The following is a 24,884-nucleotide window of genomic DNA, read 5'->3' as shown; positions in this document are numbered from 1 at the left end:
CGTCCAGCCGAGCAAGCCGGTGAGCAACACCGTGAGCGCCGGGTCGGGCAGCCCGCCGTCGGCAACGCTGTGGGCGGTGACCGCGAGTGACGCCGAGCTCGCTGCGAGCAGCCCGCCGCGGGCAGCGGCCAGCGCGCCGCGGTGCCGGGTCCGGGTGCTCACCGAGGCAGCTTATCGGCACTCCGACGCGTGAACGAGGGGTTTCAGCCTGTGAGCAGTGTCTCGGTGAACGTTCAAGTAAATGCTGGTCGGAGCGTTGCGATCAGGTGACGACCGCCCGGCCGGGCCACTCGCTTCGGTTGCCGATCGTCTCAGGATGCGAAACGGTGGCCTGACCAACGGTGAGACGGGAGGTTTGGGCCGCCTTCGTTGTGGGTAGTCACCCTCCCGGTTGACGAGCTACTCCGAACGGGTGACGTCTGGGGCTCCTCACTAGCGGCAGGAGATCGAATACGCATGAACCTCTTCGAGTACATCTCGGACCGGTGGGACAGGCTGTGGCTGCAGGCTTACCTGCACACGAGCATGGTTGTGCAGTGCACGATCCTCGCCGCCGTGCTGGGGGTGGCGATCGGTATCGCGGTGTACCGCAGCCCCATCGGCTCGGCGGTCGCCACGGCGCTGGCCAGCACGATCCTGACCGTTCCCTCGTTCGCTCTCCTCGGGCTGCTGATCCCGCTCTCGGGACTCGGCTCCACCACCGCGGTCATCGCGCTGGTGCTCTACGGCCTGCTCCCGATCGTGCGCAACACGATCGTCGGCCTCGCCGGAGTCGATCCGGCGGTGACCGACGCGGCGCGCGGCATCGGGATGGGCCGGTTCTCCGTGCTCACCCGCGTCGAGCTGCGGCTGGCCTGGCCCGCGATCCTCACCGGCATGCGCGTCGCGACGCAGATGTTGATGGGCATCGCGGTGATCGCGGCCTACGCGAAAGGCCCCGGCCTGGGTTCCGAGGTCTTCTCGGGTCTCACCAACGCGGGGAGCGCCAACTCCCTCAACCAGGCCCTCGCGGGCACCGTCGGCGTCGTGATCCTCGCGCTCGTGCTCGACGCCATCTACGTCCTGATCAAGCGATTGACCGTACCGAGGGGGCTCCGTGGCTGAGCACGTTTCCGACGACCATGTCTCCGGCGCCGAGATCGAGCTGGAACACGTCACCAAGCGCTACCCGGGCACGCGCGCGCCCGCCGTCGATGACTTCTCGATGGTGGTGCCCGCCGGCAAGATCGTCGTTCTGGTCGGCCCGTCCGGCTGTGGCAAGACGACCACGATGCGGATGATCAACCGCCTGATCGAGCCGACGTCCGGGCGCATCACGATCGGCGGTGAAGACGCGCTGAAGCTCGACGTCGACACCCTCCGCCGCCGCATCGGCTACGCGATCCAGCAGGCCGGGCTGTTCCCGCACTTCACGGTGGCGCAGAACATCGGCGTGGTGCCGGGGCTGCTCGGCTGGGACAAGAAGAAGGTGACCGCGCGCGTCGAGGAGATGATGGACCTCGTCGGGCTCGACCCGGCCGACTTCCGCGACCGTTTCCCGCGCCAGCTCTCCGGTGGTCAGCAGCAGCGCGTCGGCGTGGCCCGCGCGCTCGCGGCCGACCCGCCGGTGCTGCTGATGGACGAGCCGTTCGGCGCGGTGGACCCCATCACGCGCGGCAACCTGCAGGACGAGCTGCTACGGCTGCAGACCGAACTCAAGAAGACGATCGTGTTCGTCACGCACGACTTCGACGAGGCTGTGAAGCTCGGCGACAAGATCGCCGTGCTCGGCAACGAGTCGAAGATCCTGCAGTACGACACCCCGGACGCGATCCTCGCCAACCCGGCCGACGACACCGTCGCCGGCTTCGTCGGCGCCGGCGCTTCGCTCAAACAGCTGACTCTGCTGCGCGTACGCGACGTCGAGCTGAAGCAGGACGCGCTCACCGCGAGTGAGGACGAGGACCCGGCCGATATCGCGCGCAAGCTCGACGACCAGCGCAAGCACTTCGTGCTCGTCCTCGACCGGCGGCGCCGTCCCGTGCGCTGGGTGCACCGGCGTCAGCTCACCGCGGCGACCTCGCTCGCCGGCGCGGGCAAGCCGCTGCGCGACATCGTGAGCCTGCAGTCGACGCTGCAGGACGCGCTGGAGGCCATGCTGGCGGAGGGCGGTTCGGTGCCGGTCACCGGCGCGCGCGGCGAGTTCGCCGGCACGATCGAGCTGGACACGGTGATCAACACGATCCAGCAGCTGCGCGACGACCACGCCGACGACCACGAGCCGGTCGGAGGTGTGTCGCAGTGACAGCAGTCGTCGAATCAGGCTTCTCCACCGAGTCCGGCTCCCGCGGCGCGGAGCGCTTCCGCTTGTTCGCGCAGCCCATCGCCGTGGTCGTGCTGGTCGCGGTCACGCTCGGCTGGGTGTTCGGCACCGGCCTGACCGCCACCGAGGCGACCACGCTCAACGCGACTTCGCTGCTCACCGCGTTGCGCGACCACGTCGCGATGACGCTGGTCGTGGTGGTGCTCGTGGTGCTGTTGGCCGTGCCGCTCGGCGTCCTGGTCACGCGGCGGTGGGCGCGGTTCCTCGCGCCCGTCTTCCTCGCGATCGCCAACATCGGCCAGGCCGCGCCCGCGCTGGGTGTGCTGGTGCTGTGGTTCATCGTCACCGGCGCCGTCGGCGGGCTGTGGGTCGCGGCGCTGCCGCTGGCGTTCTACTCACTGCTTCCGGTGCTGCGCAACACGATGGTGGGCCTGCAGCAGGTGGACCCGGCGCTGATCGACGCCGGGCGCGGCATCGGGATGTCCTCGTCGGCCGTGCTGTGGCGTGTGGAGTTCCCGCTGGCGATCCCGCTGATCCTGGCCGGCCTGCGCACGTCGCTCGTGCTGGCCGTGGGCACGGCGACGTTCGGGATGTTCGTCAACGCCGGCGGTTTCGGCCTGCTGATCGACACCGGCTACAAGCTCAACCTCACGAAGGTGCTGATCACCGGCTCCGTGCTGGCCGTCGCGCTGGCGCTGCTGGTCGACTGGCTGGGCGCGGTGGCGGAACAGTTCTTCGGACCGAAGGGGCTGCGCTGATGAACGTCCTCAAGAAGGCGGGCGCCCTCGCGGGGGCGGCGCTGCTCGCCGGGACGCTCTCGGCGTGCGGGCTCGACCTCAACACGTCCGTGCCGTACTCGATCCAGCCCGGTTCCATCCAGCCGACGCCCGGCGTGCAGGGCGTGCGCGTGGTGGTGGGTTCGAAGGACTTCACCGAGAACATCATCCTGGGCTACATGGCGGAGATGGCGCTGAGCGCCGCCGGCGCCGACGTCGTGGACCTCACCGACATCAAGGGGTCCAACTCGTCGCGCCAGGCGCTGCTCAACGGGCAGACCGACGTCACCTGGGAGTACACCGGCACCGGCTGGATCAACTACCAGGGCAACGAGCTGCCGGTGCCGGGCGGCGAGCAGGCGCAGTACGACGCCACAGCGAAGGCCGATGCCGAGAAGAACGGCGTCACGTGGCTCAAGTACTCGCCGCTCAACGACCAGTACGCCTTCGCCACGACCGACGCCTACGCCAAGCAGAACAACCTCAAGTCCACCACCGACCTAGCGAACTTCCTCAAGCAGAAGCCCGATCAGGCGCGGTTCTGCCTGGAGACGGAGTTCACCAGCCGCCAGGACGGCTTCCCGGCGGCGGTCAAGGCGTATGGCTTCCAGAATCCGAAGATCGAGAACTTCGGCATCGGCACGATCTACTCCGCCGTGGCCAACGGCACGTGCCCGGTCGGCGAGGTGTTCACCACCGACGGCCGCATCTCGGGGCTCAACCTGCGCGTGCTCGAGGACGACAAGAAGGCGTTCCCGCAGTACAACGCCGCGGTGACGATGCGCACGGACTTCCTGAACCAGCACCCCGCGCTGCGTGGCCCGCTGGAGAAGGTGACCGCGGCGATCGACAACGCGCAGATGGTGCAGCTGTGCAAGCAGGTCGACGTCGACGGCGAGGACGCCGGCGTCGTCGCGCACCAGTGGATGATCGACAAGGGGTTCATCAAGTAAGCAGCCGGGCGCGGGCCGTTCACTAAGGAATGCTAAGTTGCTCAGGAATCCTTAGTCGAGCGGCCCGCGTTTTGCCGGGTCGGGAGGAGGCGGAGGCGTTGCCGAAGCTTGAGATCATCCTGGCGAGCACGCGGCCGGGCCGGGTGGGCCTGCCGGTCGCGAAGTGGACGGAGTCCGCGGCGATCGAGCACGGCGGCTTCGACGTCGAGCTCGTGGACCTCGCCGAGGTCAACCTGCCGTTCTTCAACGAGCCGAAGCACCCGCGCCTCGGTCAGTACGAGCACCAGCACACGAAGGACTGGAGCGCGAAGGTGTCCGAAGCGGACGCGTTCGTCTTCGTGATGCCGGAGTACAACTACGGCTACAACGCCGAGCTGAAGAACGCCATCGACTACCTGCACAACGAGTGGAAGTACAAGGCCGTCGGCCTGGTCAGCTACGGCGGCGTCGCGGCAGGCACGCGCGCGGTGCAGCAGATCAAGCAGGTCGTGACGACGCTGCGCATGACCCCGGTGTTCGATGCGGTGTCGGTGCCGTTCGTGCAGCAGTTCATCAGCGACGAGGGCGAGTTCGTGCCCAACGAGATCGTGAAGACCTCGGCCAAGGCCATGTTCGACGAGCTGGTGCGGGTCACCGCGTCGCTGGCGCCACTGCGCTCGGGCGACTGACGCCTCGCGAGGGGAGCGGGCGATGGTCGAGCACGGTGAACCTGGGCACGCCGACGACGTCCACCAGGTCTGCACGCGCTTCCACACGGCGATCGAGCTGATCGGCACGCGCTGGACCGGCGCGATTCTGCGCGCGGTGTTCACCGGCAGCCACCGCTACGCCCAGATCAAGGCCGCGGTGCCGGGTGTCAGCGACACGATGCTGGCGCAGCGGCTGCGGACGCTGGAGGAGGAGGGCCTGCTGGAACGGCAGGTCCTCGCCACCACGCCCGTGCAGGTCGAGTACCGCCTCACGGCGAAGGGCCTGGACCTCGAGCCGGTGGTCGACGCCGTGATCACCTGGTCGCACAAGTGGATCCCGCTGCCGCCGGGAACCTCGGTTTCTTGAGCGGGTTGTCTTGAGCAGGGCTGTCTTCGGGGCGATCGAGCCGCTCACCACTTCGGGTGAGCGGCCCGGCTCGCGCTCAGACGCCGAGCCGGTGCAGCAGCTGTTCCTCCAGGGAGTCGAGCTCGCTAGCGACCGCGCGATGCGCGGCCTTGCGCCGGGTGGCGGGCATCCGCTCGGCCGCGCGGACCGTGGCCGAGAGCTGTTCGAGCGTGCCCTGGGTGTCGGTCGCGAACTTCGCGTCGGCATCGGTGGCCTTGCTCGACTTCCTGAGCTCGCCCAGGCCCTGCACGAGACCGGCGATCCGCGCGTGCAGCGCGGCACCGCGGCCGGAGAATTCGCCGAGCTGGTCGACGGCGACGCCGAGCTTGCGCGCCTGGTAGCGGTCGTACAGCTCCCGCGCCGCGCCCGCCGCGCGCACCGCGTACGGCGCTACCACCGGGATCACGGCCGGCCCGAGCACCTTGGCCACCGCGATCGCGTTCTTCGCCTTCTTCGGGGTGATCCGAGCTTCACCCGCGTCCTGCTTGGCCTTGCGCGCCATGGCCCACCTCCTGCTACTCGTCGTGGTCGAACTTACTGGTCCGAGTGGGGCCGGGCATGTCGGCTCGCAGCACGGAAAGGCAGTTCTGTCGGTGGGGGCGGATAAGGTGATCGTCATGGGTAACGAGGTGCTGCTCGACGCCGGCGCGGTCAGTCGCTGCCGTCGTCGTGTGCATCTGGAGCACGACCCCGCGATGCGCGACGTTCCGCTGCCGCCGCCGGATCCCACGGCGCAGCAGCGGATCGCCGACGCGACGGCGCACCGCGAGGCGATCCTGCAGCGCCTCATCGCCGCGACCACCGATGCCGCGGGCCGTGATGTGACGAGTACTGATGCGACCAGCGCCGACGTGACCTGGGCGCGCATCCCGCGTGACTTGCCCGCGGCAGATCGGGTGCGGCTCACGGAGGAAGCCTTCGCCGAGGGCGCGCGGTTCATCTGGGGCCCGCTGCTGCAGGCCGACCCGGTCGGGCACCGGCGCGGCGGCGTCGACCTGCTCGTGCGCACCGCGACCGGATACGTGCCGGTGCTCGTGGTGCGCCACCGCATCACCGACCGCGGCCAGGGTGCGCCGACCACCGGGCTGACCGACCTCGACCCGGCGCACCGCACGCCGGACGAGACGCGCAAGGTGCGTTCGCAGCCACGCGACCAGCTGCGGCTCGCGCACCTGCGGCGGATGCTCCAGACGTACGGGCGGGCCGAGACCGGCCGCGCTGTCGGCGGTGTGATCGGGCTCGACGCCGATGTGGTCGTCTGGCACGACCTCACGGCCGGCACCTGGCCCGGCGGCCGCAGCGCGCTGGCGGAGTACGACGCGCGCTTCGCCGACCGCCTCGCCGTGGCCACCGCGGCCGCGACCGGCGGCGAACCGCTGGCCATGCCCTCGCGCGTGCTGGAGTGCCGGCGCTGCCCGTTCTGGCCGACGTGCGAGGTGCAGCTCACCGAGACCCGCGACGTCAGCCTCGTGGTGCGCGGCGAGGACGCCGGCGAGCTGCGCCGCGCCGGCGTGTCCACTGTGGACAAGCTGGCCGCACTCGACCCGGCCGCCGAGGCGCCGCCGATGAACTGGACCGGCGGCACGTTCGCCGACGCGATCATGCTCGCGCGCGCATGGCTCGCCGACCTCACCGTGGTGCGCCGCACGCCGCAGGTCGAGGTGCCGCGCGGCGACGTCGAGGTCGACGTCGACATGGAGAGCTTCGGCGACGCCGGGGCGTACCTGTGGGGCACGCTGCTCTCGGGCGCCGACATCGGTGTCGAGCAGGGCTACCGCGCGTTCGCCACGTGGGAGCCGCTGCCGACCACGGACGAGGCGCGCTCGTTCGCGGAGTTCTGGGCGTGGTTCACCGACGTGCGCGAGCGCACGCTCGCGGCCGGGCTCACGTTCCGCGCCTACTGCTACAACGCGCTGGCGGAGAACCGCTGGCTGTTCGGCTCCGTGGAGCGCTTCGGCGACCACCCGGGGATTCCGGCCAAGAAGGACGTGCAGTCCTTTGTGGACTCCGACGAGTGGGTGGACCTCTTCCGCAGCGTCACCGACCAGTTCCTGTGCTCGCGCGGCAAGGGACTCAAGGTGATCGCCCCCGTCGCGGGCTTCCGGTGGCGCGACGCGGAGGCCGGCGGCGAAGCGTCGATGCGCTGGTACCGCGACGCCGTGGGCATGGACGGCGAGACCCCCGACGACACCCAGCGCGAGCGTCTCCTGCAGTACAACGAGGACGACGTGCTGGCCACCAAGGCCTTGCGCGAGTGGATGTCCGATCGGGCACAAGTCGAGGTGCCTTTCATGCTCGATCTCTGATCCGAGGGCCGGTGCGCAGTATGTTGACGCGATGATCAAGGTCGAGCCGCCCCTTGCGATCGAGGAGTGCGAGGCGGAAGCGCTGTTCCGGCTCGAGACCGGGGGTCCCGAGCCGGTGCGTTCCGCGCTCGGCATGACGGCCACGCGCCTCGGCGGTGCGGTGGTGCTGGCGGTGCGCAACGACCCGACGGACTACTGGAGCAAAGCCCTGGGCTTCGGCCGCACGGAGCCGGTCACCGCTGAGCTGATGGCCGAGGTGTGCGCGTTCTACCGCGCGGCGGGCACGCGCCGGGCCACGCTGCAGCTCGCGCCGTCGGTGATTCCGGAGGGCTGGGCCGAGATCTGCGAGCGCGAAGGGCTCAGGACCCCCTCGTCGTGGGCCAAGCTCGTCGCCCCGGTGGAAGAAGTCGTGGCTCGCGCCGACGACGACGAGCGCCGGCCGGCCGACGAGATCCGGGTCGAGCCGGTCGAACCCGGTGACCTGTACCGGTGGGCCGCGCTGATGCTGAACGTCTTCGGCATGCCCGAGGACCACTTCGCGGAGATATTCGCCGCGGCGGCCACCGAGCCGAACTGCCACCCGTTCGCCGTTTGGCTCGACGACGAGATGGTCGGCACCGCGATGATGTATCAGCACGGCGAGATCGGCCAGATGTTCGGCGGCGCGGTGGCCGAACACGCCCGCAACCGCGGTGGGCAGACGGAGCTCCTCGCCGCCCGCGCCCGGCTCGCGGCCGAGCTGGGCTGCCGCCTGCTCGTCGCCGAAACCGGCGCCGAGACCGAGGGCGAGCACAACTCGTCGCTGCACAACATGCTCAACCTGGGCTTCCAGGTGGCCTACGAGCGGCCGAACTGGGTGTGGTCACCCGCCGAGTAAATCGCCGGCTCGAGTTCGGCCGGCCAGGCAACTTTCCGGCGTTCTCCGCGATCCAAGGGGCGTCGGGGAGCGGAGGGCGGTGGGTGTGCGCGGGTTCGAGGTCTTCGTCGAGGAGCACTACGACGAGCTGTTCCGCTACGCGCTCGTGCTGACGGGCGACCGCGGCGAGGCCGAGGACGTGGTGCACGACGCGCTGCTGCGCCTGGTCAAGCACGTCGGCCGCGCGGACATCGAGCACGAGCGCGCCTACGCCCGCCAGGCGTTGTTCCGCGTCTTCCTCGCTCGCCGCGACCGTCGCCGCCGGGAGCGGCTGATGCCGATCGCCGGGGCGGACGTCGAGGCCGGGGGAGACGCCTTCGCCGTGTCGGCGGGCCGGGCGGAGATGGTCGCGCTGCTGTGGCAGCTGCCGCCGCGGATGCGGGCGGTGCTCGCGGCGCGCTTCTACCTCGACCTCGGTGAGGCGGAGACCGCGCGGCTGCTGGGCTGCGGCGTCGGGACGGTGAAGTCGTCGACGGCGCGCGGGCTGGCCCGGCTGCGGGATTTGTGGGAGGTCGCGCACGAGCCGAGTCCGGCGGCGATCGGGAGGGGACAGCGTTGAGGCAGCAGGAGTTCACCGACACCGTCCGCCGGGAGCTCGGCGAGACCGCGCTGGCGCCGCCGGAGCCGGGGGACGCGGCGCGGATGGCGCGGCGAGTGCTGGGCACCCGGACCCGCCGACGGCAGCGGACGCTGGCCGGGGCCGCGGCCGCCGCCGTGGTGCTCGCGGTGGGTGCGGCGACGATCGTCACCACTCAAACCACGTCGTCGCAGGTCCAGGCGACGCCGGTGACGCAGTGGCCTGCGCGGGGGTCGCTGGCCGGCAACGTGGACTTGATCGAGCGCGCGCGGTGGGGCTGGGGTGGGCAGGCGGCGCAGGTGGTGTTCGCCGGGAGCCGGCCCGAGGTGGGCACGATCGTCGTGCTGCGCAGCCAGGAGCACGACGGCGGAGTCCGGCTGGCGTTTCTCACCGGGCCCGAGCTGGCGGTTCAGGCGCAGCTGACCGTCCCGGCCGGCCGGCTGACGGCTCCGGCCTACGGTTTCGTCGCCTCCGCGCCGGACGGCGGCCCTGCGGCGGGCGTCGCGGTGACCGCTCCGCAAGTGGACACGGCGAGGTTCACCTCCGGCGAGACCCGGGTGGCCGACGGCCTCGCGACCGCGGAGCTCCCACCCACCGCGGCCGCGTGGAACACCTCCCTCGCCACCGGAAACCCGCAGCATCCCGTCTTCGGCACGCTCACCAGTTCGGCCCACGACGCGGCGATCTCGACGGGCACCGTCGTCCGCGCCCGGGACGATGCCCAGTTCGGCATCTCCGGGGTCGACGCGAAGCCTGGCGACGTCGTGGCGACGCGGGCCGGGTTCGTCGGCGTGATCGCCGAGGGCCGCGACGATTTCGCGGCCGTGAAGTCCGACCCGGGTGCGCTGACCGAGGCGTGGGGACTGCGCGCGACGACGGCGACCGGCGAGCCCGTCACCCTGAACGACACCGGCTCGTCGGTCGACAGCCCGGCGATCGTCACCCTCGCCGGCACCGGCGAGCTGCACGACGGCGACCGGATCGTCCTGACCGGCTTCGGCCACTCGGCCGCTGTGGTCGCCCTCGGCACCGTCCACGCCGGGCGGCTGCAGCGCGCCGTCGCCGTACCCGCCGACGGCACCGAGGTGCTTCTCATCCACCGCTGACCCTGGCGATCACCGGCCGGCTGTGCCTATACTCGTCCGCGAATACTCGTAGACGAGGAAGTGGTGGCCGTGAAGCGGCGCAAGGTCGGGAACATGCTGGGGCTGGCGGTGCTCTCGGCCCTGGTCGAGCGGCCGATGCACCCCTACGAAATGGCCTCCGTGCTGCGCGAACGCGGCAAGGACGCCGACATGAAGATCAAGTGGGGCTCGCTCTACACGGTTGTCGGCAACCTCGAGAAGCACGGCTTCGTCGCCACCGTGGAGAGCGTCCGCGACGGCGCGCGGCCCGAGCGCACGATCTATCGCCTCACCGACGCCGGCCGCGCGGAGCTGGAAGACTGGGTGGCCGAGTTGCTCGGCGAGCCGGACCTCGAGCCGACGAAGTTCCAGGCCGGGCTGTCGATCATGGCTTCGCTCGGGCCGGACGAGGTCGCCGACCTGCTGACGAAACGCCTCACGGCACTGGAAAAGCGCCTCGCTGAACGGGTTTCGGCGCTGGACACCTCGCGCGCCGAGGTGCCGCGGCTGTTCCTCGTGGAAAGCGAGTTTGAACTTGTGCTGCTGCGCGCCGAGATCGAATGGGTGCGCAGCCTGCGCGACGACCTGGCCACGAACGCGCTGCCGGGCGTCGCCGAGTGGCGGCACTACCGCGAGACCGGCGAGCTGCCGGAAGACTTGACCGCTTTCACCGAAGGCGGCCAGGAGTAGAAAGCCGGCCCCGGAGGCAGTGCTGGCACACCGCCACCGGGACCGGGGAAACCCTCGAACCGATTCCGCGGACGCGGATCCGATCCTCAGGCTGCGATCACAGGATACGGGCCCGCACTCGCCGGAGCGGTTCGGCCGACCCACCGAACTGGAGTGCAACCATGACGAACACCGAGGTCAAACGGCACCGGACCAAGCTCGTGCCGGAGATGGAGGGACCGGTCGCGCGGGCCTACGCGCGCGGTCGCGGGACGGCGCCGCAGATGTCGTACTACCGCTCATCGGCGGCCGAGCTGGCCAAGCAGCTGCCCGGCGGCGCCGACGTGCTGGAGGTGGCGCCCGGACCCGGCTTCCACGCGGTCGAGCTCGCGCGGCTCGGCTTCGCGATCACGGGGCTGGACGTGAGCCGCACGTTCGTGTCCCTGGCGAGCCAGTACGCGCGGGAGCAGGGTGTCGCGGCGGAGTTCGTGCACGGCGACGTCGCGGCGATGCCGTTCGCGGACGGGTCCTTCGATTTCCTGATCACGCAGGCGGCGTTCAAGAACTTCGCCGACCCGGTCGACGCGCTCGACGAGATGTGGCGCGTGCTGCGGCCGGGCGGGGTGGCGCTGGTGCAGGACCTGCGCAAGACGGCCACGTCGGAAGACATCGCGGCCGAGGTGGCCGGGATGAAGCTGGGGGCCGTAAGTGCGTTCACGACGAAGTGGACACTCGGGCAGCTGCGCAAGCGCGCGTACACGCCGGAGCAGTTCGAAACGTTGGCGCGCGAAAGCCGCTTCGGTTCCTGCCGCATCACCACGGACGGCATCGGGCTGGAAGGTCGCCTCACCAAGGCATAGTGGGCGACCCCATCACCCCGACCCATGATTGTCACGACGGTCTGGACCACTTTGTCAAGGCGGGAAAGCATGCCTTGACGAAGTGGTCCAGACCGCGTTCAAGCTGGGGATCGAGGTGCGGGGCGGAGTCTGGGTGCTGCGAACCTCGGGTGGTCCGCTGCGGGTGTGAGCGGGTTGTTACCGCGGGGCCATGCGCAGCGCGCCGTCCATGCGGACGACTTCGCCGTTGAGGTAGTCGTGGTCGATCAGCGAGAGGGCGAGCTGCGCGTACTCGTCCGGCCGCGCCAGGCGCTTCGGGAACGGCACGCCGGCGGCGAGGCCCGCGCGGAACTCGTCGCTCACGGTGGCGAGCATCGGGGTGTCAACGATGCCCGGCGCGATGGTCAGCACGCGGATGCCCTGCGACGCCAGGTCGCGCGCGGCCGGCAGCGTGAGACCGACGACGCCACCCTTGGACGACGAGTAGGCCACCTGGCCGATCTGGCCGTCGTAGGCCGCGACGGAGGCGGTGTTGATGATGACGCCGCGGGCGTCGTCGGTCAGCGGCTCGGTCTTGGCGATGGCCTCGGCCGCGATGGTGAGCACGTTGAAGGTGCCGATGAGGTTGATCTGCACGACCTTCGCGTACAGCGCGAGGTCGTGGCGGCCCTTCGTCGACAGGATGCGGGCCGAGGGGCCGATGCCGGCGCAGTTCACGACCGTGCGCAGTGGCACGCCGGAGCCGGCCGCGGTGTCCACGGCGGTCTGGACCTGGTCGGGGTCGGTGACGTCGGCCTCGACGTAGGTGACGCCGTCGACCTGCTCCGCCTTTTCGATCGAGGAGGCGAGGTCGAGCGCGAAGACGCGCGCGCCCTTGGCAGCCAGCGCCTTGGCGGTGGCGCCGCCGAGGCCGGAAGCACCACCCGTGACGAGCGCTGCGGTGTCGGTGATCTGCATCTTCAGCCTTTCTCCTGCTCGTGGTGCGGCCCTGCACCGTAACGACAGGTTAACGTTCGTTCGCACCAGCGCCGGGTGTGCTGCCTCACGCGAGAGCCGTTCTTCACTTCTCGCGTGGAGTATTTGGCGTCGCCCACTTCCGTTAGCGCCCGCTTCAACTCCGAATGTCACCTTCGGCATCATGAGCGCAGCTCGGATCGTGGTGGTGGGGACGGGGTACGTCGGATTGACCACGGGGGCATGTCTCGCGAGACTGGGGCATCGCGTCACCTGCGTGGACGTGGACGAGGCGAAGGTCTCTCGCCTCACCGCCGGCAGAGTGGACATTCTCGAACCGGGGCTGGCCGAACTGGTCACCGGTGGCATCAACGGTGGGCGGCTGTCGTTCGTCGTCGGCGCGCGCGAAGCCGTGCAGGAGGCAGACGGTGTCTTCCTGTGCGTGCCGACGCCCATGGGCGCCGGCGGCTCCGCGGACCTGCGCGCGGTGGAGGCGGTGACCGCCGAGATCGGCGACGTGCTGCCCGCCGGCTGCGCGCTGATCACCAAATCGACCGTGCCCGTGGGCACGTCCAAGCGCATTCGCGCGATGCTCGGCCGCTCCGACGTCCCGATCGTGTCCAACCCGGAGTTCCTGCGGGAAGGCACCGCGGTTTCCGACTTCCTCAACCCCGACCGGATCGTGGTCGGCTCCGACACCCCCGGCGCGGCGCACTGGGTCGGTGACCTCTACGCGGACCTCGGCGCACCCGTCGTCGTCGCGGACGCGGCGAGCGCGGAGCTCGTGAAGTACGCGGCCAACTGCTTCCTCGCGCTGAAACTGTCCTATGTGAACTCGATCGCCGAGCTGTGCGAGCGCCTCGGCGCCGACATCGACCTCGTGACCGAGGGCATGGGCTACGACCGGCGCATCGGCCGCACGTTCCTCAAGCCCGGCCCGGGCTGGGGTGGCTCGTGCCTGCCGAAGGACACCAGCGCGCTGGTGAAGGTCGCCGAGTCCGTGAACTACGACTTCCGCATGCTCACCTCGGCCATCGACGAGAACATCGCCCAGCGCGACCGCATCGTCGCGAAGATCGCCGGTGCCTGCGGCGGCACGCTCGCCGGCGCGCGGATCGGCGTGCTGGGCCTGGCGTTCAAGGCCGGCACCAACGACCTGCGCGACTCGCCCGCCCTCGCCGTCTCCTCGGTGCTCGGCGCGCTAGGTGCGGAGATCACGGCCTACGACCCGGCGGTGGACACCGGCATCGACGGCATGACCGTGGTCGACGACCCGTACCAGGTCGCGAAGGACGCCGACGTGATCGTGGTCCTCACCGAGTGGGCCGAGTTCAAGCACCTCGACTGGACGGTGATGGCCGACGCGATGGAGGGCGACGACGTCGTCGACACCCGCAACCTCCTCGACCCGCGCACGGTCATCGACGCCGGCCTCTCCTGGCAGGGCGTCGGGCGGCCGCGCGTGGCGGGGCGAAAGCGCGTGACGGTTTCCTAGTCCTGGCTTACGATCACGGACGCGGCATCGCGTGTCGGTCACCGGCTGGGTGAGGCATGGAGGTGCCGGGATGCCTTCTGGAGGCATTGTTCGTGTCCGTTTCCGTTGAGCTCAATCATCTGATCGTGCCGTCCCGGGACAACCGGGAGTCCGCCGAGTTCCTCGCCCGCTTGCTGGGTCTCGAAGTGGGCGAGGAATGGGGGCCGTTCATCCCCGTCGAAACCGGCAACGGCGTCCGGCTGGACTTCGCGACGATCCCGCCGCAGGACCTTCGGCTGCAGCACTACTGTTTCCTGATCCCCGAGGACGACTTCGACGCGTTTTTCGCGCGGCTGAAGGAAACCGGCGTGACCTACCACGCCGACCCGGCCGGCAAGCAGGTCGGCGAGATCAACCACAGCCACGGCGGGCGCGGGGTCTACTTCCTCGACCCGGGCGGCAACGGCATGGAAGTGATCACGCAGCCCTACGAGCCGGACCGCGCGCGTCCGGCTGGCTGGTAGTCAGGGCCGGATCCCGTGCTCCCGGCAGGGTGCGGGATCCGGCCACCTGCACCAGCACCGCTCCCGCGAGCAACACGGCCGCGCCGACCAGCTGCGTCGCGCCGAGTGTTTCGCCGAGCCACCACCACGCCAGCCCCGCGGCGACGAGCGGTTCCACCAGCGCCAGCACGCTCGCCAGTGCCGAAGGCAGATCGCGCAACGCGCGCAGCCCGGCCAGGTAGGGCAGCACCGTGCCGGCCACGGCCAGCACCAGCAAGGCCAGCCACACGGGCACGTGCAGGCTCCCGAGCGTTGCCGTGGCGGTGATCGACGCCGGCGCGACTGTCCACGGTGGACTAACCGCGCCCACCACGACGGCCCCGATCGCCAGCCCGACGGCCGTGAGCCCCACTGAGTCGTGCCGGCCCGCGCCGCGTTCGCCGAGCAGGAAGTAGCCGGCCGAGCACACGGCTGCGCCCACGCCGGCGGCGATGCCGAGCGCGTCGAGCCGTCCGCCCTGCCAGATCCGCGCGACAAGCGCCAGCCCGGCCACGCCCAGAGCGGTCCCGGCCCACACCAGCGCCGGAAGCCGCTCGCGCCGCACCACGCGGACCCACAGCGCGACCAGCGCGGGCGCCAGGTTCACCAGCACCATCGCCACTCCGACCGCCACCCGGTCCACGGCGACGAAGAAGCACAGCTGCACCCCGGCCACGCCGAGCACGCCGTAGCCCAGCACCAGCCACACGTCGAATCCGCGGAACCGCAACGCCCACGGCCGCACCAGCGCGACGCCGGGCACCAGCACCACCGCTGCGAGCGCGATCCGGACCGCCGTCACCGCGGCCGGTGACCAGCCCGTGCCCATCACGGCCTTCGCTACCGGCCCGGATCCGGCGAACAGCACCCAAGACGTGAGGCTCAACCCTGTCGCTCGTCCTCGCCCGGCCATGACCGCAGTGTCGCCGCCCGCCACCGGCGGCGACCAACGATTTTCCGGCGGCCCGAAATTCACCCGACGGAAAACGCGGTCCCCGGACGACGATGTGGGTGTGACGGAACCGCGGGTGAGACCGGACCCGGCTTTCGCGCTGCTCGGGCTGTACGAGTCCGCGCTGCCGGAGGTCTACGGGTACCTGCTCGCGCGCTGCGGCGACCGCGTGCTGGCCGAGGAACTGACGTCCGAGACGTTCCTGGGGGCCGTCGCGGCGTGCCGCAAGGGTGGCGCGCCGCCGGTGAGCACCCGGTGGCTGATCGGGGTGGCGCGGCACAAGCTGGCCGACCACTGGCGCCGCAAGGCCCGCGAGGAACGCGGGCTGCGGCTGGTGCACGAGCCCGACACCCACGATCCGTGGGACACCGAGCTCGACGCGTTGCGCGCACGCCAGGTGCTCGAATCGCTCGGCGCAAACCACCGGGCCGTGCTCACGCTGCGGTACGTCGACGGCCTGCCGGTCGGCGACGTCGCCGCCTGCCTCGGTCGCACGGTCAACGCGACGGAAGCGTTGCTGACCCGCGCGAAGGCTGCGTTCCGCCACAGCTACGAGGAGAAAGGGGGCCGCGATGACTGAGCCGTTCGACGCGCTCGCACTGCCCCCGACGCCGGTCGACCCGGACCCGGCGTTCGCCAGGGAGCTGCGGGACAACCTGCGGCGCCTCATCCTGAACGGAGCCGAGATGACCACCACCGAAACTCCCGCCGACGCCGCCGTGCGCGCGCTCGCCCCGTACCTCGTCGTCACCGATGCCCGCGCCGCGCTGGACTTCTACGTCGAGGTCTTCGGCGCGCAGCGTCGCTCCGACCCGATCGTGATGGACGACGGCCGCGTCGGGCACGCCGAGCTGGCCATCGGCGACAGCGTGCTGATGCTCGCGGAGGAGTTCCCAGAGCTGGGCAACGTCGTCGCGCCCGAGGGCGGGCCGCTGATCCGCGTGGAGGTTCCCGACGTCCGCGAGTCGGCCCGCCGCGCCGTGGAGCTGGGCGGCGAGCTGCTGCGCCCGGTCGAGGACCGCGGGTACGGGCTCAGCGGCACGATCAAGGACCCCTACGGCCAGCGGTGGCTCGTCGCGCAGGCCGGCCACCCCGGGCGGACCGGGAAGTACGCCACGAACCCGACCCGCCACGGCGAAGCCATGTACTTCACGTTCCAGGTGCCCGACGACGAAGCGGCGAAGGCCTTCTACGGTCGCGTCCTCGGCTGGCAGTTCTCGCCGGGCTCCGTGCCGGACGCCTGGGGCTTCGAAGGTCCCGGCCTCCAGGGCGGGTTGTGGGGCGGCCCGGGCCGGCAAGTCGGCTGGAAGCTGATGTACGCGGTGGACGACCTCGAAGCGGCTCTCGCCCGCGTCCGCGACCACGGCGGCACGGCCGGTGAGGTGGAGAACCACCCGTACGGCACGACCGCCGACTGCGTCGACGACCAGGGCATCGAGTTCTGGCTCTGGGAACAGCCACACGAGTGAGAAACCCCATGACCCCAGCGGGTCCCGCGTTGCCCAGGCGCACACTCGAACCATGGCCGGGCATTGGACTCCGTGCAACGAAGCTGAGCTGACCGCCGGCTGGCGGCTGTGGCTGGAGCTGGGCTCCTGCACGTGGCCAGGGGCGGACTGGGACGGCACGCCCGCCGAGGCCGTGACCGGGCTGACGCGGTTGTTCTCGACGTGCAACGAGATCCTCGAGTCCTACCGCCGCAGCGGCGGCCCCGACGGCGCCGGGATCATCGGCCTCGTGCGCTCGATGTTCCTCGCCGCCAACTGGACCCTCGAGCTCTGGCGCGACGACACGGCACCGTTGGACGCCGAACGCGCCGCGTTGCTGCACGGCGACCTCGCGGGCTTCGCGGAACACGCCGAGGCCGTCCGAATCCTGCTCGCCCGGGGCGGCGGCTGGTCGTCGCTCCCGGGCTGAGCCGTCACCGAGGATCAGGCAGCTTCCTCGCCAGCACCACCACGAGCAGCGCCACCGCGGCCAGCAGCCCCATGACCAGCACGAACGCTCCCTCGTACCCCATTGAGCCCGTGCTCAAGCCCGCGAACAGGCTGCCGAACACGGCCACCCCGAGAGCCAGCGACGTCTGCTGCGTCGTGGTCATCACGCCGCCGCCGATGCCGGCGAGGTCGTGGGGCACGCGGGACAGGACGATGCGGAACAGCGTGGTCATGGCCAGGCCGTTGCCGATCCCGATGAGGACCATGGCGGGAGCCAGCTCCCACAGGGTGAGGTCCGGCCACGCCCACAGCGCCGAGCCGGCCAGCACGAGCAGGCCGAGCGCCGCGATCAGGCCACCGGCGAGCACCACCTTCTGGCCGAAGCGTGCGACGAGGTGGCTGCTGACCAGCGACGTCACGAAGTACGCCACGGCCATCGGCGTCAGCACGAGCCCCGAGCCGAGCGGGCCGAGGTGCAGGCCGTCCTGCAGGGTCACGGCGTAGATGAACATGAAGGACCCGAAGCCGCAGAAGAACGGCACCGCGACGACCAGGCCGTGGCGCACGTTGGCCGTGCGCAGCAGCGCCGGCGGCAGCAGCGGCATCCCGCCGCGCGCCTCCAGCCGGGTCTCGACGCGGGCGAAGGCCACCACGGCGAACGGGAACAGCACCAGCAGTGCGATGGTCCACCACGGCCACCCGAGCGCGCCGCCTTCCATCAGCGGCACGAGCAGCGTCAGGAGCGAAGCGGCGAGCAGCGCCGTGCCCCAGCGGTCGACGCCGAGCGGGTTCTCCGCGCGGCTGTCGGGCACCGTGCGGCGCGCGACGAGCAGCCCGATGAGGCCGATCGGCACGTTGACCAGGAAGATCGGCCGCCAGCTCGTGCCCCACAGGTCGGCGGCCACCAAGGCGCCGCCCAGCAGCTGGCCGACGACGGTGGCGATGCCACCCGTCGCGCCGTAGAAGCCGAGCGCGCGGGAGCGGTGTTCGCCGGTCGTGCCGGCCTGGATGATCGAGAGCACCTGCGGCAGCAGCAGGGCGGACGCCGCCCCTTGCGCCGCGCGGGCGAGCACGAGCGTCGTCGCATCGGGTGCGAGGCCGCAGACCAGCGAGGTCAGCGTGAACAGCGCGAGCCCCAGGAGGAACAGCCGGCGGCGGCCGAACGCGTCGCCGAGCCGGCCGCCGAGGACCAGGAGCACGGCGTAGGCGATGCCATACGCGGCCACCACCAGTTCCAGGGTCGCGGTCGAGGCGTGCAGGTCGGCATCGATGGTGGGGAGGGCGACGTTGACGATGAAGAAGTCGATGATCGGCAGTGCCGCCCCCAGCAGCACGGTGACCAGGCCGGCGGAGGTGAGTGCCGGTCTCGTCGGCACACCGGTGGTGTGCACCGGTGTGGTGGTTGTCGTCGTCATGACTACCACGCTCCGACGCTTTCGAACCTGGTACCAGGTGCGCTCTCATCCTGGTAGTGGGACTACCTGGTACCAGGCAACGCGCTGTGCTGAACTGGGGGCATGACCACCGCTGTCGAAGAACGCCTCCGCCGCGGCGAGCTCGGCGCGTTCCTGCGCAGCCGCCGCGCCCGCATCACGCCCGAGCAGGTCGGCCTGCCGCTCGGCGGCCGCCGGCGTACGCCTGGCCTGCGGCGCGAAGAGGTCGCGCAGCTCGCCGGCGTCGGGGTCACCTGGTACACGTGGCTGGAGCAAGGCCGCGACATCAACGCGTCAGAGCAGGTCCTCGGCGCGATTTCGCGGACGCTGCGCCTCGACCCGCACGAGCACTCGCACCTGTTCACCCTCGCCGGCGCGGCCGAACCGCCGGCCGCCAACGAGTGCAACGCCATCACGCCGTCGATGCGCAAGATGATGACCCAGCTCGAGCCCTTCCCCGTCGCGGTCCGCAACGCGCGCTGCGACCTGCTCGGCTACAACCGCGCGTATGCGTGGTTGATGGGCGACGTCGACTCCATCCCGTTCGAGGACCGCAACACGCTGGTCCAGTGCCTGCTCAACCCGGACTGGCGCAGCCGGATGCTCGACTGGGAGCAGAACACCCCGCGCGTGGTCGCGTCGTTCCGCGCGGCGATGGCCGAGCACGTGGCCGAACCGTCGTGGAAAGCGCTGGTCAAGCGGCTGAAGGCGGAGTCGCCGCTGTTCGAGCAGCTGTGGAACCGCCACGACGTGAACCCCGAGCCGATCCGCACCAAGTGTTACGACCACCCCGAGGTCGGCCTGCTGAAGTTCAACTTCACCTACCTGTACTCGGGTCGCCGCTCCGAGATCACCGTGTCCACGTACACGCCGGCCGACGAGCAGACCGCCGCGAAGCTGCCGAGCTCGTTCGACTAGAAGTGCACCAGTACCCGGCCGTCGTTGGCGGGGTCGGCCTCCACCCGCCGGTAGAGCTTCTTGAGGTGCGGCTGGTTCAGCGTGGCCAGCACACGCCGCTTCAGCTTGCCTGAGCCCTTGCCGGAAATGATCTCGACGGTCCTGATCCGTTCCCTGGCCGCGCGGAAGATCGCGGTCCGCACGGCCGCGTCGATGTCCCGGTCACTGCGGAAGATCGGGTGCAGGTCCACGGTCAGCATCTCCGGCATCGTCGGCTCCTCGGTCACTCGGGTACTGCACCGGACGTAGCCATCGTGCCGCTTCCGGACGGACGCGCGAAGGCGCCGTGAGCGGTAGTTTTCTGCACCATGCAGGACTGGTGGCGGGCGCGGAACCCGTGGTTCGGACGCGTGTTCCGGACCTTCGTGGTGCTCGTGTTCACCCTCGGCGCCACGAGCGCGGCCGGTCGCTGGCAGCCGGGCGCCCACCTGCTCAGCGCCGCGGGCGCCGCGTGGCTGGTCGCGACCGTGCTGACGCTGCTGGTCGTGCACCGCTACCCGCTGCCGGTCTTCGTGGTCACGGCCGCGTCGGCGTACGCGTTCTACGCCTCCAGCGAGCCCAACGGACCGATCATCCTGGTGCCGACCATCGCGTTGTTCATGCTCACCCGGCGCAGTGGCCCGGTGGTCGCGGGCTGCACCGGCGCCGGCGTGCTCGTCGCCGGGTACGCGGCGCACGTGATCGCCACGCGGTCGTTCGCGATCACTCCTTCGGCCGGGGTGTTCGTGGTGTGGCTGGCGGCGGTGATCGGCATCGGCACCGCCGTGCGCTACCAGTTCGCGGCCCTGGCGGCGCGGCGCGAGCAGGCGGTGGAGCACCGCCACCGCCTGGCCGAGCAGGAGCGGCTGCAGATCGCGCGCGAGGTGCACGACGTCGTGGCCCACAGCCTCGCGATGATCAACGTGCAGGCGGGCGTCGCTGCGCACGTCGCCGACCGGCGGCCGGAGCAGGCGAAAGAGGCGCTGCTGAACATCAAGGCGGCCAGTGCGTCGGCGCTCAACGACCTGCGCGCGACGCTGGCAGTCCTACGTTCGGGCGAGGACAAGGCGCCCGCACCGAGCCTTGCGCAGCTGGGCGAGCTGCTCGACCACGCGCGGTCCGCGGGCCTCGAAGTGCGGCTGCACGGCGACGCGGGCGATGTGCCCGCGCCCGTGGCCGGCGCGACCTACCGGATCCTGCAGGAGTCGCTCACCAACGTCGTCCGCCACGCCGACGGGGCGCAGCACGTGGACGTCCACCTCGACCGGCGTCCGGGCGCCCTCACGCTCACCGTCCGCGACGACGGCCGCGCCACCACCGCACCCACACCGGGCCACGGCCTGCGCGGCATGAACGAACGCGCGGCCGCCCTCGGCGGCACGGTCCACGCCGCCCTGGTCAGTGCCACCGACGGCGGTTTCGAAGTGCGGGCCGAGCTGCCCGTGAAGGGGGAATGATGACGATCACCGTGGTACTGGCCGACGACCAAGCCCTGGTCCGCGCGGGTTTCCGCGTGCTGCTGGAGACGGAAGACGGCTTCGCTGTCGTCGGCGAGGCGGGCGACGGCGCGCAAGCCGTGGCGCTCGCGGCCGAGCACAAGCCCGACATCGTGGTGATGGACGTCCGCATGCCCGGCACCGACGGCCTCGAAGCAACCCGCCGCATCACCGCCGACCCAGCGCTCGCCGACGTGAAGGTGCTGGTCCTGACCACTTTCGACGTCGACGAGTACGTCTACGAGGCCCTGCGCTCGGGCGCGAGCGGCTTCCTGCTCAAGGACACCGAGCCGGTGGAGCTGCTGCGCGCGCTGCGCGTGGTCGCCGCGGGCGAGGCGCTGCTGGCCCCGACCGTGACGCGCCGGCTGATCTCGGAGTTCGTCGGCCGCCCGGAGCATCGTCGCATCGACACCGCCGCGGTCAAGGAGATCACCGACCGCGAACGTGAGGTCCTCGGCCTCGTCGCCGGCGGCCTGTCCAACGACGAAATCGCCGCCCACCTGGTCATCTCCACCGCCACGGCGCGCACCCACGTCAGCCGCATCATGACGAAGATCGGCGCCCGCGACCGCGCGCAGCTCGTAGTCCTGGCGTACGAATCAGGCCTCGTGACGCCGAGACGCAACTAGCCCGAAGGTGTGAGTTACGCCGTGTCGGTGAACGTCGTCCCACGTTCGGACGCCTTACCGGCAGAGCATCGCCTCACTCAGCGATGTGTTCGGCGGAAGGAGCTCCCATGGCGTGGGAGATCGTCGTGGTCGCCACGCTGGCCGTGATCTTCCTGGTCAGACTGGTGCTGCAGCTCAAGCGGGGCTGACGGGCGCCGCCGCGGCGTGCTGTGGCGGGCGCGGGGCTCGGCCGTGCGGTCGGAGCCTGTCTCCTGCGCGAGCGGGGGCCGGGGCTGTGGTTGCGGCTGCGGCCGGCGAGACGGGACGGCCCGGGTGATGACCGTCTTCTCCGCGTCAGCCGGCGGGGGCGGCGGCTTCGGGCCGGGCGGCGTCTTCGGAGGAGGCGGCTTCGGGGTCCCCTTGGGCGGCGTCGAAGGCAGGCTGCCGTTCAGCGACCCGGACACCGACCCCTTGGCCGAACCAGCCGCGTGCCGAGGCCGTTCCGCGACCTTCGGGATCTCGATCGTGATCTCGCTGTTGACCTTGATCGGCGCCGGCTTTTCGCGCCGGTACGAGAGCTTGCGAGCCAGCGCGTGGCTCGGCCGCTCGACCCACCGATAACACACCTCGACCACGCCGAACACCGCCGGGATCACGATCAGCAGCGCGATCGGCAGCGGCACCGCCGGGCGCAGCAACTGCAGCAGCACGAACGACACCAGCATGTGCAGCAGGTAGATCGAGTAACTGCGTTCGGACACCGCGGTCCAGAACTTCCGCTGCTTGAGCTTCGGCTCCGCCATCATGCCCAGCATGAACAGCACCACGGCGAACGCCATCGAGAGGTTGTAGGACGTGTCCACGCGGCCGACGTCGATGATGTCCGCCAGCACGTACAGCGACCAGGCGCACGCGCCGTACAGCGCGCCCGTCCACAGCGGGATCTTCTTCGCCGTGGTGGCCCAGATCGTCTGCCCGATGATCATCACCGGCAGGTAGGACACGTTCACCGCGAACAGCGACCACGACGGCCCGAGCTGCGACCGGCTCATCATCACCACGAAGATGAACGTGAGTTCCACCGCGATCGCCAGCCACACCGAGCGGCGCAGCAGCGGCAGCACGGCCATCAGCACCACGTAGAAGACGACCTCGACGATCATCGACCACGCCACCGGCACCAGCACCACCTGCGGGTAGATCAGGTAGTTCACCAGGAAGGTGTTGGTGAAGATCGTGAGCGGGTTGAGTTCCTGCGACTGCCCGGTCGACGGCGGGTGCAGGCTCACCACCAGCATCAACGCGGTGAGCAGCACCACGAACAGCATCGGCGCGTACACGCGGATCAGCCGGTTCACGGCGAACCGGCGCTGGCCCTGGCGCAGTGCGATGGGCGTGACGACGAAACCGCTGACCACGAAGAAGAACGGCACGGCGATCTCACCGATGCCCTGGGTGGACATGTGCATCGGATTGCTCGTCAGCGCCTCGACGAAGCTGATGTAAGGCGCGGAATCATTCTTCGCGATCACCCACGGGTGGGCGATGTGGCTGTAGAACACGAGCAGGGCGCCGAGGCCACGGCCGATGTCGATGAAGACGATGCGGGTCTTCTTCTGCACAGCAGGTGGCTGCTCAACCAGCGCGACCACCCCCGTCTACTCGTGCTGATTCCCCCAAGCAGGGTAGCGCCTTGCTCCGGGGCCGCGGACCAGTCCCCGGAATTGCCCGGGATTCGAGAAAAACCACCCGCGGCGTTCTGGCCTCGGAAGATGCCACGCGCAGGTACCATCGGGTAGGAATTTGTCCCTTTTCACCCGAGCCGTTCAGGAGTCCCGCGCGAGTGCAGTCGACCACCCTCGACGCGGATCTCGAGTCCCGTTCGGCCTTCCAGGCGAGGATCCGCCCCGCCTTGCCGGCGGTCGGCCTGTACCTGCTCTTCCAGCTCCTCGCCTTCGGCGTGCTGTGGCTGATGAGCTGGAAGGCAGACGTCTCGCCGGGCCGCTTCGTGGGCGCGTTCGACTCGAACTGGTTCATCTCAGTGGCCACGCACGGTTACGACCAGGTGCCGACGATCCTGGCGAACGGCATGCCGGGGGAGAACAGCCTGGTGTTCTTCCCGCTGTACCCGGCGCTGATCGCGGTGCTGACGTTCGTCGGCATTCCCGCGCTGCCCGCGGCCCTGGCGGTGTCGCTGCTGGCCGGCTGCGCCGCGGCGTGGGGCCTGTTCGTGCTGGGTCGCGAGTTCGCCGGCCCGCGGGTGGGGATGCTGCTGGCGGTGCTGTGGTCGCTCGGGCCGGGTTCGACGGCGTTGCGCATGGCGTACTCCGAGGCGCTGCTCGTGGCCCTCGTCGCGTGGACGCTGGTCGCCGTGTCACGCCGGAAGTGGCTGCTTGCGGGTGCGCTCGCCATCTTTGCGGGGCTTACCCGGGCGAGCGCCGGCGCGCTCGTGGCCGCGGTGGGCGTCGCGGCGATCGTCGCGATCTTCCGGCGCCAGGACGGCTGGCGGCCGTGGGTCGGTGGTCTGCTCGCGCCGTTGGGGCTGCTGGGTTACCTCACGTACGTCGGGTTTCGCACCGGCCGCGCCGACGGTTGGTTCTGGCTCCAGAACGCCTGGCAGATGCACTTCGACTTCGGTCGTTTCACGTGGATCCAAGTCCGCGAGGGGCTGACCGCGAACGGATCCAGCTGGACCAGCGTCACGGCGATCATCGTGCTCGCGGCCGTGGCACTGCTGGTGTGGACATGGTGCACGAAGCTGCCCTTGCCGTGGCAGCTCTACGGCACGCTGACCGTGCTCATCGCGCTCGGGTCGTCGAACTACTTCCAGTCGCGCGCGCGGTTCCTGCTGCCCGCTTTCGTGCTCACGGTGCCGCTCGCACTGGTTCTCGCTCGCCTGCCGACGCGAGTCGTCGTGGTGCTGTTGCCGGCAGGCGCGGCGATCAGCGCGTGGTACGGCTCGTTCCTCATGGCGATCGCCCACGTGGCCCCCTGA

Annotated in this window: 27 protein-coding genes; 21 read left to right on the top strand and 6 right to left on the bottom strand. The window is 70.5% G+C overall.

Annotated features, from left to right (window positions below; all coding sequences use genetic code 11):
* Positions 1 to 456: 456 nt before the first annotated feature.
* From AB0383_RS01090 to AB0383_RS01065, 6 genes are all read left to right on the top strand, one after another.
* On the top strand, positions 457 to 1,104 hold the full coding sequence (locus AB0383_RS01090; protein ID WP_364173981.1) for an ABC transporter permease: 648 nt from the start codon (positions 457 to 459) through the stop codon (positions 1,102 to 1,104).
* Entirely contained in the window at positions 1,097 to 2,284 is a 1,188-nt protein-coding gene (locus AB0383_RS01085) for an ATP-binding cassette domain-containing protein (protein WP_366184343.1), read from the top strand. The genes AB0383_RS01090 and AB0383_RS01085 overlap by 8 nt, the downstream gene beginning before the upstream one ends.
* On the top strand, positions 2,281 to 3,060 hold the full coding sequence (locus tag AB0383_RS01080; protein ID WP_354865825.1) for an ABC transporter permease: 780 nt from the start codon (positions 2,281 to 2,283) through the stop codon (positions 3,058 to 3,060). Before AB0383_RS01085 ends, AB0383_RS01080 begins: the two co-directional genes overlap by 4 nt.
* Positions 3,060 to 4,031, top strand: coding sequence for a glycine betaine ABC transporter substrate-binding protein (locus tag AB0383_RS01075; RefSeq protein ID WP_364173972.1), 972 nt, complete (start codon positions 3,060 to 3,062; stop codon positions 4,029 to 4,031). The genes AB0383_RS01080 and AB0383_RS01075 overlap by 1 nt, the downstream gene beginning before the upstream one ends.
* Before the next feature lie 98 nt (positions 4,032 to 4,129).
* Positions 4,130 to 4,699 (top strand): NAD(P)H-dependent oxidoreductase, encoded by a 570-nt coding sequence (locus AB0383_RS01070; protein ID WP_220245503.1) that lies wholly within the window; start codon positions 4,130 to 4,132, stop codon positions 4,697 to 4,699.
* A gap of 22 nt (positions 4,700 to 4,721) precedes the next feature.
* Positions 4,722 to 5,087, top strand: a complete 366-nt coding sequence (locus tag AB0383_RS01065; protein ID WP_364173968.1) for a helix-turn-helix domain-containing protein — start codon at positions 4,722 to 4,724, stop codon at positions 5,085 to 5,087.
* 76 nt (positions 5,088 to 5,163) lie between these two features.
* Here the strand turns inward: AB0383_RS01065 and AB0383_RS01060 are convergent, their stop codons facing one another.
* Positions 5,164 to 5,628, bottom strand: coding sequence for a DUF6474 family protein (locus AB0383_RS01060; RefSeq protein ID WP_364173965.1), 465 nt, complete (start codon positions 5,626 to 5,628; stop codon positions 5,164 to 5,166).
* A gap of 115 nt (positions 5,629 to 5,743) precedes the next feature.
* On the opposite strand from AB0383_RS01060, the gene AB0383_RS01055 reads away from it, so the two are divergent.
* The 6 genes from AB0383_RS01055 to AB0383_RS01030 all read left to right on the top strand — a co-directional run bounded on the left by AB0383_RS01055 (position 5,744) and on the right by AB0383_RS01030 (position 11,578).
* Positions 5,744 to 7,432: a TM0106 family RecB-like putative nuclease gene (locus AB0383_RS01055; RefSeq protein WP_364173962.1), complete on the top strand. Its 1,689-nt coding sequence runs from the start codon at positions 5,744 to 5,746 to the stop codon at positions 7,430 to 7,432.
* A gap of 31 nt (positions 7,433 to 7,463) precedes the next feature.
* Positions 7,464 to 8,309, top strand: a complete 846-nt coding sequence (locus AB0383_RS01050) for a GNAT family N-acetyltransferase (protein WP_366184339.1) — start codon at positions 7,464 to 7,466, stop codon at positions 8,307 to 8,309.
* A 79-nt stretch (positions 8,310 to 8,388) separates the two neighbouring features.
* Positions 8,389 to 8,907, top strand: a complete 519-nt coding sequence (locus tag AB0383_RS01045) for a sigma-70 family RNA polymerase sigma factor (protein WP_364173958.1) — start codon at positions 8,389 to 8,391, stop codon at positions 8,905 to 8,907.
* Entirely contained in the window at positions 8,904 to 10,031 is a 1,128-nt protein-coding gene (locus tag AB0383_RS01040) for a hypothetical protein (protein WP_366184336.1), read from the top strand. The genes AB0383_RS01045 and AB0383_RS01040 overlap by 4 nt, the downstream gene beginning before the upstream one ends.
* A 69-nt stretch (positions 10,032 to 10,100) precedes the next feature.
* Complete coding sequence (locus AB0383_RS01035) at positions 10,101 to 10,739, top strand: PadR family transcriptional regulator (protein ID WP_364174214.1); 639 nt, start codon at positions 10,101 to 10,103, stop codon at positions 10,737 to 10,739.
* A gap of 161 nt (positions 10,740 to 10,900) precedes the next feature.
* On the top strand, positions 10,901 to 11,578 hold the full coding sequence (locus AB0383_RS01030; protein ID WP_366184334.1) for a class I SAM-dependent methyltransferase: 678 nt from the start codon (positions 10,901 to 10,903) through the stop codon (positions 11,576 to 11,578).
* Between the two features lie 177 nt (positions 11,579 to 11,755).
* On the opposite strand, the gene AB0383_RS01025 is transcribed toward AB0383_RS01030, so the two are convergent.
* On the bottom strand, positions 11,756 to 12,514 hold the full coding sequence (locus tag AB0383_RS01025; RefSeq protein WP_366184332.1) for an SDR family NAD(P)-dependent oxidoreductase: 759 nt from the start codon (positions 12,512 to 12,514) through the stop codon (positions 11,756 to 11,758).
* A 181-nt stretch (positions 12,515 to 12,695) separates the two neighbouring features.
* Here AB0383_RS01025 and AB0383_RS01020 point away from each other — a divergent pair, with 181 nt between their 5' ends.
* Together AB0383_RS01020 and AB0383_RS01015 are read left to right on the top strand one after the other, a co-directional pair.
* Positions 12,696 to 14,006 carry a UDP-glucose/GDP-mannose dehydrogenase family protein gene (locus tag AB0383_RS01020; protein WP_366184330.1) on the top strand — a complete coding sequence of 437 codons (1,311 nt, stop codon included), beginning with the start codon at positions 12,696 to 12,698 and terminating at the stop codon, positions 14,004 to 14,006.
* A 56-nt stretch (positions 14,007 to 14,062) separates the two neighbouring features.
* Positions 14,063 to 14,509, top strand: coding sequence for a VOC family protein (locus AB0383_RS01015; protein ID WP_366184328.1), 447 nt, complete (start codon positions 14,063 to 14,065; stop codon positions 14,507 to 14,509).
* On the opposite strand, the gene AB0383_RS01010 is transcribed toward AB0383_RS01015, so the two are convergent.
* Positions 14,463 to 15,413 (bottom strand): EamA family transporter, encoded by a 951-nt coding sequence (locus AB0383_RS01010; protein ID WP_366184326.1) that lies wholly within the window; start codon positions 15,411 to 15,413, stop codon positions 14,463 to 14,465. The two genes, AB0383_RS01015 and AB0383_RS01010, sit on opposite strands and share 47 nt — an antisense overlap.
* 127 nt (positions 15,414 to 15,540) lie before the next feature.
* Between AB0383_RS01010 and AB0383_RS01005 the strand changes: the two genes are divergently transcribed.
* From AB0383_RS01005 to AB0383_RS00995, 3 genes are read left to right on the top strand one after another with little or no spacing between them, the layout of a single operon-like run.
* Positions 15,541 to 16,059, top strand: a complete 519-nt coding sequence (locus tag AB0383_RS01005) for a sigma-70 family RNA polymerase sigma factor (protein WP_364173942.1) — start codon at positions 15,541 to 15,543, stop codon at positions 16,057 to 16,059.
* On the top strand, positions 16,052 to 16,948 hold the full coding sequence (locus AB0383_RS01000; protein ID WP_364173939.1) for a VOC family protein: 897 nt from the start codon (positions 16,052 to 16,054) through the stop codon (positions 16,946 to 16,948). Before AB0383_RS01005 ends, AB0383_RS01000 begins: the two co-directional genes overlap by 8 nt.
* A 52-nt stretch (positions 16,949 to 17,000) precedes the next feature.
* Positions 17,001 to 17,396, top strand: coding sequence for a hypothetical protein (locus tag AB0383_RS00995; RefSeq protein WP_364173936.1), 396 nt, complete (start codon positions 17,001 to 17,003; stop codon positions 17,394 to 17,396).
* A 4-nt stretch (positions 17,397 to 17,400) separates the two neighbouring features.
* Here the strand turns inward: AB0383_RS00995 and AB0383_RS00990 are convergent, their stop codons facing one another.
* On the bottom strand, positions 17,401 to 18,831 hold the full coding sequence (locus tag AB0383_RS00990) for an MFS transporter (protein ID WP_364173933.1): 1,431 nt from the start codon (positions 18,829 to 18,831) through the stop codon (positions 17,401 to 17,403).
* A 102-nt stretch (positions 18,832 to 18,933) separates the two neighbouring features.
* On the opposite strand from AB0383_RS00990, the gene AB0383_RS00985 reads away from it, so the two are divergent.
* Positions 18,934 to 19,767, top strand: coding sequence for a helix-turn-helix transcriptional regulator (locus AB0383_RS00985; RefSeq protein ID WP_364173931.1), 834 nt, complete (start codon positions 18,934 to 18,936; stop codon positions 19,765 to 19,767).
* Here AB0383_RS00985 and AB0383_RS00980 read toward each other — a convergent pair.
* Positions 19,764 to 20,015, bottom strand: a complete 252-nt coding sequence (locus AB0383_RS00980; protein ID WP_354865862.1) for a Smr/MutS family protein — start codon at positions 20,013 to 20,015, stop codon at positions 19,764 to 19,766. The two genes, AB0383_RS00985 and AB0383_RS00980, sit on opposite strands and share 4 nt — an antisense overlap.
* 99 nt (positions 20,016 to 20,114) lie before the next feature.
* On the opposite strand from AB0383_RS00980, the gene AB0383_RS00975 reads away from it, so the two are divergent.
* Both AB0383_RS00975 and AB0383_RS00970 read left to right on the top strand, forming a co-directional pair.
* On the top strand, positions 20,115 to 21,242 hold the full coding sequence (locus tag AB0383_RS00975) for a sensor histidine kinase (protein ID WP_366184323.1): 1,128 nt from the start codon (positions 20,115 to 20,117) through the stop codon (positions 21,240 to 21,242).
* A complete protein-coding gene (locus AB0383_RS00970; protein WP_364173925.1) occupies positions 21,242 to 21,910 on the top strand; it encodes a response regulator transcription factor in 669 nt (222 codons plus the stop codon). The genes AB0383_RS00975 and AB0383_RS00970 overlap by 1 nt, the downstream gene beginning before the upstream one ends.
* A gap of 77 nt (positions 21,911 to 21,987) precedes the next feature.
* Here the strand turns inward: AB0383_RS00970 and AB0383_RS00965 are convergent, their stop codons facing one another.
* Positions 21,988 to 23,541 carry an acyltransferase gene (locus tag AB0383_RS00965; RefSeq protein WP_364173923.1) on the bottom strand — a complete coding sequence of 518 codons (1,554 nt, stop codon included), beginning with the start codon at positions 23,539 to 23,541 and terminating at the stop codon, positions 21,988 to 21,990.
* A gap of 191 nt (positions 23,542 to 23,732) precedes the next feature.
* Here AB0383_RS00965 and AB0383_RS00960 point away from each other — a divergent pair, with 191 nt between their 5' ends.
* Positions 23,733 to 24,884 carry a hypothetical protein gene (locus AB0383_RS00960; RefSeq protein WP_366184320.1) on the top strand — a complete coding sequence of 384 codons (1,152 nt, stop codon included), beginning with the start codon at positions 23,733 to 23,735 and terminating at the stop codon, positions 24,882 to 24,884.

The organism is Amycolatopsis sp. NPDC051373 (assembly GCF_040689465.1).
Lineage (GTDB): Bacteria > Actinomycetota > Actinomycetes > Mycobacteriales > Pseudonocardiaceae > Amycolatopsis.
This window is presented reverse-complemented; position numbering and strand designations above follow the sequence as displayed.